Source organism: Agromyces binzhouensis (assembly GCF_004135055.1).
GTDB lineage: Bacteria > Actinomycetota > Actinomycetes > Actinomycetales > Microbacteriaceae > Agromyces > Agromyces binzhouensis.
Window position 1 is genome coordinate 1 of the sequence record NZ_SDPL01000793.1, and the last position, 621, is coordinate 621.

General features: G+C 74.2%; 1 protein-coding gene. It reads left to right on the forward strand.

All coding sequences use genetic code 11. The features are described from left to right. Positions 1-114 precede the first annotated feature (114 nt). Complete coding sequence (locus ESO86_RS18265) at positions 115-528, forward strand: DUF1801 domain-containing protein (protein WP_129236077.1); 414 nt, start codon at positions 115-117, stop codon at positions 526-528. Positions 529-621 lie beyond the last annotated feature (93 nt).

Consider the following 621-nt stretch of genomic DNA (forward strand, 5'->3'; position numbering starts at 1 on the left):
GCCGGTCACCGGCGCGGGCGCCCTCGCGCGTCGGGCGGTGCTGCGCATCGCATCCGGGCATCGACCCGCGCATCCGGTCCTCGCCGCGCCGCCCGCGCGGCGGTACGGTGGAGCATGGCCGAAGCGAAGACGGTGCCGACCGGCGAATCCGTGTCGGAGTTCCTCGATGCGGTCGAACCCGCCGGGCGCCGCGATGACGGGCTGGTGCTCCGCGAACTCTTCGATCGCGTGACCGACACCGACGCCGTCATGTGGGGCCCGTCGATCGTCGGCTACGGGCTGCACCACTACCGGTACGACTCGGGCCGCGAGGGCGACATGCCCGTCGTGGGGTTCTCGCCGCGGAAGGCGTCGATCTCGCTCTACGGCCTGCAGACCCCCGGCGCCGACGAGCTCATCGATCGGCTGGGCAAGGTCAAGGTCGGCGCCGGATGCCTGTGGGTCGGCCGCCTCTCGACGATCGACCTCGGCGTCCTCGAGTCGCTCGTCGACCGGGCCTGGGTGCGCACGCGCGGCGACGACCTCTGACCGGCGGCCGGCGCCGGGCGCGCCGGATGCGGCCGGGCCTCCCGCACGGGGTCACCGGTTTGCACCTCGCCTGCGCGTCCGGCTAGGGTCGCT